General features: G+C 43.6%; 6 protein-coding genes. 3 read left to right on the top strand and 3 right to left on the bottom strand.

Translation table 11 applies throughout. The features are described 5' to 3' along the window. The first annotated feature begins 68 nt into the window (after positions 1-68). On the top strand, positions 69-2,135 hold the full coding sequence (locus tag OKX56_RS11860) for a DNA topoisomerase III (protein WP_019225406.1): 2,067 nt from the start codon (positions 69-71) through the stop codon (positions 2,133-2,135). Between the two features lie 31 nt (positions 2,136-2,166). Continuing rightward, positions 2,167-3,027, top strand: a complete 861-nt coding sequence (locus tag OKX56_RS11865; RefSeq protein WP_019225405.1) for an NYN domain-containing protein — start codon at positions 2,167-2,169, stop codon at positions 3,025-3,027. On the opposite strand, the gene OKX56_RS11870 is transcribed toward OKX56_RS11865, so the two are convergent. From OKX56_RS11870 to motA, 3 genes are all read right to left on the bottom strand, one after another. Further along, positions 3,024-4,574 carry a diguanylate cyclase domain-containing protein gene (locus tag OKX56_RS11870; protein ID WP_025205683.1) on the bottom strand — a complete coding sequence of 517 codons (1,551 nt, stop codon included), beginning with the start codon at positions 4,572-4,574 and terminating at the stop codon, positions 3,024-3,026. The two genes, OKX56_RS11865 and OKX56_RS11870, sit on opposite strands and share 4 nt — an antisense overlap. A gap of 169 nt (positions 4,575-4,743) precedes the next feature. After that, positions 4,744-5,472 carry an OmpA/MotB family protein gene (locus OKX56_RS11875; RefSeq protein WP_019225403.1) on the bottom strand — a complete coding sequence of 243 codons (729 nt, stop codon included), beginning with the start codon at positions 5,470-5,472 and terminating at the stop codon, positions 4,744-4,746. Between the two features lie 2 nt (positions 5,473-5,474). After that, positions 5,475-6,275, bottom strand: a complete 801-nt coding sequence (gene motA, locus OKX56_RS11880) for a flagellar motor stator protein MotA (RefSeq protein ID WP_025205682.1) — start codon at positions 6,273-6,275, stop codon at positions 5,475-5,477. Between the two features lie 316 nt (positions 6,276-6,591). Between motA and OKX56_RS11885 the strand changes: the two genes are divergently transcribed. Further along, the gene (locus OKX56_RS11885) at positions 6,592-7,068 is read left to right on the top strand and encodes a hypothetical protein (protein WP_019225402.1); all 477 of its coding nucleotides are present in this window, start codon (positions 6,592-6,594) and stop codon (positions 7,066-7,068) included. Positions 7,069-7,409 lie beyond the last annotated feature (341 nt).

Consider the following 7,409-nt stretch of genomic DNA (forward strand, 5'->3'; position numbering starts at 1 on the left):
CTTTATAAAAAAATCCTTATACAATTATGCTATAATGATACATAGGATCTTAAACCGGAGGAATATGCATGAAATCGTTGGTTCTGGCTGAAAAGCCGAGTGTGGCCCGGGAAATTGCCCGGGTTCTTAAATGCAATATCAAAAACAAGGGTTTTATCGAAGGGCCACAATACGTCGTTACTTGGGCTTTGGGACACCTGGTCACGTTAGCAGAACCGGAGGATTATGACCAGAAATATAAAGAATGGCGAATGGAAGATCTGCCAATGCTTCCGGAACAGTTAAAGCTCAAGGTGATCCGTCAGACTTCCCAGCAATATCAGACGGTAAGCAAACTGATGAAACGAAACGATATCAACGAACTAATTATAGCCACCGATGCCGGACGAGAGGGCGAACTGGTCGCGCGCTGGATCATGAGACTGAGCAACTGGAAGAAACCTTTCAAACGTCTCTGGATTTCTTCCCAGACCGATGCCGCCATCCTGGAAGGCTTCGCGAGATTAAAGCCCGGACCCGAATATAATGATCTTTACGATGCCGCTGTTTGCAGAGCCGAAGCGGATTGGCTGATCGGCCTGAATGTGACCAGGGCTTTAACCTGTAAGTATAATGCCCAGCTGAATTCAGGAAGAGTACAGACCCCAACACTTGCCATGATCGTTCAGCGGGAGGATGAGATCAGAAAGTTTGTTCCCGTTGATTACTGGACAATCCGAGCGGACTTCGGCGACTTTTTTGCTGACTGGCGTGGCAAAGACGGCAGCCGGATTTATGATTACCAGCAGGTTGAAGCCCTGCTGGGCAAGCTGGAGAAGCAATCTGCAAGAATTATGCAGGTCAAGCGCGAGAGTAAAAGCGAACCAGCCCCACTGGCTTATGACCTTACTGAACTGCAGCGTGATGCGAATCGCAAACTAAGCTTTTCCGCCCAGAAAACTTCCAGTACGCTGCAGAATTTATACGAACGGCATAAACTGGTTACCTACCCGCGTACAGATTCGCGCTATCTCTCCGCCGATATTGTACCGACTCTGCCGTCCAGGCTCAAAGGTCTGGCTGCAGGGCCTTATGCCGAAACGGCCAAAAAGCTGTTGGCACAGCCTTACAAGCCGACGAAACGACTGGTGGACGACAGTAAAGTAACGGATCATCATGCGATTATTCCGACTGAGCAGCCTTTGAAGCTCGGGGATCTGACCCATGATGAAAAATCTTTGTATGACCTGATCGTACGACGTTTTCTGGCCGTCCTCTCTCCGCCGTACCGCTATGACCAACTGACGGTTATTGCCGGTATTAATGGCGAAATGTTTTATGCAACGGGAAAAGTGATGAAAGACCAGGGCTGGCGCTCTATCACTTCCCATCAGACGGAATCAGAAGAAAGCAGGGAGGATGCTTTGCCTGAACAAACGCTCGGGAAACTGGAGCAGAGCGAGGAACGGATGCTAAAAAACCTGAAGCCCCAAAAAGGGAAGACGAAACCACCGGCACGCTATACAGAAGCCACCCTACTCACTGCAATGGAAAATCCGGGGAAATTCATTGAAGATGAGGAGCTCCGGGAAACGATGAAGGGGAGCGGTCTCGGTACTCCGGCTACAAGAGCGGAAATTATTGAAAAACTGCTGCATACCAGTTATATTGAACGCAGCGGGAAAGAATTGGTGCCTACATCCAAAGGCCGTCAGCTGATCAGCCTTGTGGCTCCTGAGCTTCGGAGTCCTGAGCTGACTGCCCAGTGGGAACAAGCTTTAACAGACATTGCTAAAGGGAACGGAAGCAAGACTGAATTCATTAAAGGGATCAGGACTAAAGCCAGTGAACTGGTTCACAGTGTCGCCTCGGACAGCGCCACATACCATGCTGACAATATGACGAAAACCAGGTGTCCGGTCTGCAAAAAATACATGCTGCTGGTCAACGGTAAACGCGGCAAAATGCTGGTTTGTCAGGACCGGGCCTGCGGCCACCGTCAGCCGGAAAAAGAACGGGACACCGGCTTTACCAGTTCCAAGAGAGCAAGCCAGGTTAACCAAAAACTGATTGCCCAATACAGTGACCAGCAAAATATTGGCAGTAATCTTGGTGATTTGCTTAAAGAGGCTCTGAATAAACAGAACAAAGATTAATAAATAAAAAGGAAAGAATAGGAGAATGCATATGGAAAATGATAAAAAGATTGCCGTGCTAATTGACGCAGACAATGTCTCAGAAAAATATATCAAATACATCTTCGATGAAATTGCGAATCATGGCACCCCAACCTATAAACGGATCTACGGAGACTGGACAAAGCCGAACCTCGCATCCTGGAAAACAGTGCTTCTAAACTATTCGATCACACCGATACAGCAATACAGCTACACAACAGGAAAGAATGCTACCGACGCTGCCTTGATCATTGATGCGATGGACATTTTATATTCCAAAAGCGTTGATGGCTTTTGCATCGTCTCCAGCGACAGTGATTTTACCAAACTAGCCTCCAGACTCAGGGAAGCCGGCATGTATGTAATGGGTATGGGCGAGAAGAAAACGCCGCAGCCGTTTATCGCTGCCTGTGAAAAGTTCAAATACCTTGAGGTTCTAGGTGTCATTCCGGCAAGTCCCTATGAGACAAACGAACAGGTTAAAACGCGGGTGCAGGGGACACCTCAGGAAGGAATGGCCAGCATTGATGAACTTATTGAAGCAATCAAAATTATCGTCACTGAAAGTTCCGATGAAGATGGCTGGGCATTTTTAGGTGAAGTCGGCATCAAGCTGAATAAGCGCTATCCTGATTTTGATACCAGAAACTACGGCCACGTTAAGCTGACACCGCTGATTGCTTCCTTAAAACAATTTGAGATTCAATCCCGCAGAACCAGCAATCCCAACATCAGCCATAAATATATCCGTAACAAAGCTGAGGCTGAAACAGGCAATAAAAAAACACGAACGCCCGAAGCAATCGTGTCTCCTGAAGACTATCGCGTTAAACCGAATGTCCGCTCCCGCATGAAGTCCATCAAACGTTAACTTGAATATTTTTTCTCCCGATACATGCGTAGATCAGCTGTTTTCAAAAGTTCGTCAGGGGTCATTCCATCCTCCGGACATATACTAATCCCAAACGACATTCCAACCCTGCAAATCTTATTGTTTATCATGATGGGTTTGACAAGTTTTTCCTGCATTCTCTGCATAATTCCGTCAAGCTCTGTCATATCCTGCAATCTGGAAAACAATAGAACAAATTCATCGCCGCCCAGACGCGCTATCACATCCTGCCGTCTGACCACCCCGGCCAGGAGCGACGAAACCTTCATCAGCATTTGGTCACCGATGTCGTGGCCAAAGGTATCATTAATGACCTTAAACCCATCTAAATCAATAAATACCAACGCAAATTGCTGATCATGCTTATGGTATTTCTCAATGGCCTTCTCCAATTTATTGTAGAACATCCTGCGGTTCGGAAGATTGGTCAGTTTATCGTAATTGGCCATCTTTTCCAGTTCTTTGGACATAGCTTTGTATCCTGTAATATCATGAAGATTGCCAACAACGCCGACAATTCCGTCAAGCTCGGTTTCGGCCACAGAGAATGATGCTATAATGCTGATAACTTTACCCGTCGAATCAACCATATCAAACTCAATATTGCGCAAAAACTTGTTTTTGAACAAAAAATCTGTTCTTTGCAGGTTATACTTTTGGGCTTTAAAAAAATCTGAGAATCTCCGGCCGAGCATTTCACTGGCATCATATTTCAGCAGGTCAAATGTGGCCTGGTTGCATTTACGGATAATTCCTTTATTATCAAGCAGAACGATCGGATCCATCACTGTTTCCAAAATAATGTCTGGAGTCACCGCTATATTCACATCCATCAGTTTATACCTTCTGATCATAAAGATGCCGCCAAATCCCCAGAAGATCGAGAAAAAATGAAATAAAGGCGGAATAAACGGAGTGATCAAAGGGAGGATAAAATCAGTGCCGATCCCGATCAGCATCATGACGCCCGCCAGAATCGAAATACTTTTGGCTTGTTTAATGAACCTCGGTCTTTGACTGTTTTTGCCCCATCTTAAGGTGAAAAAAAGTGAAACTCCGATGTAAACGACAAGCATAAGCCAATACAGCCAGAACCAGACTGAGCCCGTATTGAGTTCATACGTCCAGCCCAGGCCACTTGTACTCTGAACAAAGACTTTCGCCACCAGCGATTCATTTGTCAACAGTGTTTTTAACAGTAAAATTGTCGGCAGGCCATACAAGGGGATATACCAGTGGATACCATGAATATTTTTTGTTTTTTCCGATAGAACCAGGAAAAAGTGAGTAGCCAGCGGACAGAACATCACCCAACCAATAGCCGCGATCCGATGCCAGAATAAAGCACTCTCGGGACTTGGGGCTAGATAAAGGAATGAATAAATGAACGACCAGTATGCAAAACAGAAATTCAGAGAGGCTGACAATCTGTTTAAGGTTTCCTTATGATTCAATTTTAAAATGTAGAGACCAAATAAGACAAAAGTATACGCGACAATCATTGATATATAAGACATGGCCATCATAAATCTCACCTGCGCTCTCACCTGGATGTAACGATTCGACTATTTTCAGGATATTTCAACATTATACTACTGTCAAGTAGATTTTAATTTTCCTGAATATATTAAAAAACACGATTGTCTGAATGCAATCGTGTTTTTTCAATAATCATGTTTTCTTAGACCAAGTTTCTTATTCTGCAACAGGGTACTTACGAAGAAGGAAGATCTCGACGCGCCTGTTTTCTGCCCGGCCTTCCTCAATCGTATTATCGGAAATAGGGGAGTACTGCCCGTAACCCTGGACTGAAAATCTTTCAGGATTCATTCCACCCTGATCAACCAGGAAATTCATGACGTTGATCGCGCGAATCGCGCTTAATTCCCAGTTGGAACGAAACTTCTCAGTATGGATGGGCCGGTCGTCCGTGTGGCCTACGACTTTTATATCATTGTCCATATCATTTAACATTTTCCCGATCTGCAGAAGGAGAGGGGAGAACGCATCAAGGATTTCCGCGTCACCCGACGCAAACAGCATCACATCTTGAATAACGATCTGCAAACCTTCCTTATCCAGATTTACTTTGACGTTATTATAATAACCGCTTTCATAGATTTCCTTTTCGAGCTGTTTCTTTATATCCGCCATCTTATCCTGTTCAAGAGCAGAAGCAGAATCATTCTCAGAACTGGATGGTTCAAGTTCTACCACTTGGTCGCTTTCCTTTTCTAAAAAGCTGGCCCCGCCTGCGAAGATTTCTTTGAAAGACTCGCTCAACTGCTGCAGTTTTACTTTATCAACTTGACTAATGGCAAACATAACGATAAAAAGCGCAAGCAGAAGCGTCAGCAGGTCGGAATAAGGCAGCAGCCAGGATTCATCAACATGTTCTTCATGGTGTTGCTTTTTCTTGGACATCCTTATTCACCGCTGCCTTGTTTATTTTTTTCTTTTTCCTCTAGGATTTTTCTTTCTTTCGGATCGAGCATGCCAGTCAATCTTACTTTAATACTGCTGGGGTTCTCTCCGGCCTGAAGGGCCAGAACCCCTTCAACGATAATGCGCATATTCTTAGTTTCGGCAGCTGATTTTCTTTTTAAGCGGGAAGCGATCGGGTGACAGACAACATAGCCGAGAAAAATACCAAACAATGTCGCAACGAATGCGGCGGCGATCATATGACCAAGTTTTTCCGTATCATTTAAATTGCCGAGCGCTCCGATTAGTCCTACGACTGCGCCTAATACTCCCAACGTCGGAGCATAGCTGCCTGCCGCAGAAAATATCGAGGCATTGGCACGGTGACGATCCTCCATATTATCAATTTCCATTTCCATGATCTCTTGAATATAGTCATGCTCCAATCCGTCAACTACCAGGCTTAGCCCTTTTTGCAAATAACGGTCTTCAATTTCCATAATCGTCTGTTCGAGGGACAATAAACCGTCTTTACGGGCTGTCATCGCCATATCGGTGATAAGTTCAATCAACGACACCGCATCATACGGTTGTTTTTCTCGAAAAAGGGCACCTAATACTTTTGGAATGTTCAAGAATTCTTTTTTTGGAAATGAGTTCATCACGGCTGCAGTTGTCCCGATCAGAATAATAATGGCCGCAGCTGGATTCAATAGCACAGCTACATTGGCTCCTTTGACAATCATGCCTACGACTACGGCAAGAGCACCTACAACGATTCCAATAATTAAAAAAATGTCCATTCTTACACCCTTTATCAAATTTTTATCTACAAATAATCTGCGAAGGATAAAAATATTGTAACATTATGCGGATTCTTTAACCAGATAATTAATTAAAATTTTTAATAAACCAGTTATCAGATCACCACGACAAAATGCGTCTAATTAAAAAATATCCTTAAAAATATGATAGCAAAACTATTTTTCTATTAAAAACAATATATTATGGAGAGAATATATATAAGAATATATGAACGGTGAATGAAGAACTTTATTGTATTTCGCGAAAGGGGATTGAGGTATCCAGGAAATAAATATATGGGAAGGTGTGGGCATCATGTTTATGAGAAGAGGTTTTATTCGTAGTTTATCCGTTATCATCCCTCTCGTTATCCTTATATCCGTTTGTGCTCATTCCATTCAACAAGCAGAAGGTAAGTCTGCTACCGTTCAGGAGATCCCAGCAGGTCAGGGCATCCTGCCGGAAGACCCGCAGGGCGCGATCCGGAGTCTTTGTGAGCAAAACAATTTATCGTATGCGTTGGTTTTAGCAGTTTATCAGGCAGAAGGAATTGATAATATCACCATTGACACCGCAAAATCAGAGATTGAAAAGTTGGCATACTACAGGAATTACTGGGCGGCTCGGGGCTATGCCGATGAGTTCGTCTTTGATCTGATGCTGTTGTCTAATCACTACGGCCTTGAAGGCTGTCAAAAGCAGATGGAAGACGGCGGCTCAGCTGATCCAGATAGTTATGTCCAACGTGTCGCAGATTTCAAATATAATCTTGAGCAAAACCAAGGTGTGTAATAATAAATAGCATAATATCGAAGATTAACGCCACGTAAAAAATACGAGGCGTTTTTTATATGCGCATTTCATATAGGACTATTATGTAATTCCAACAAACAATTTAGCAGGAAATACCAAAGATATATAGAATTATATATCTTGTATGGTTATATTTTCTACATTATCCACAGAAAGGTAATTGATCTTGGATCATTTTCCTAAACGATTTTCCTAACCTAAAATGAAAATCTAACTTCCGCTTTTAGCAGACAATCAGAGCTTAGTGCTGCGATAAGTAGAATTTAGTGTTGCAGCCGGATTTTGTTTGTTAAGATTAACTGGATATCTGTCCTGATCAT

This window comes from Dehalobacter sp. (genome assembly GCF_030063005.1).
GTDB classification, from domain to species: domain Bacteria; phylum Bacillota; class Desulfitobacteriia; order Desulfitobacteriales; family Syntrophobotulaceae; genus Dehalobacter; species Dehalobacter restrictus.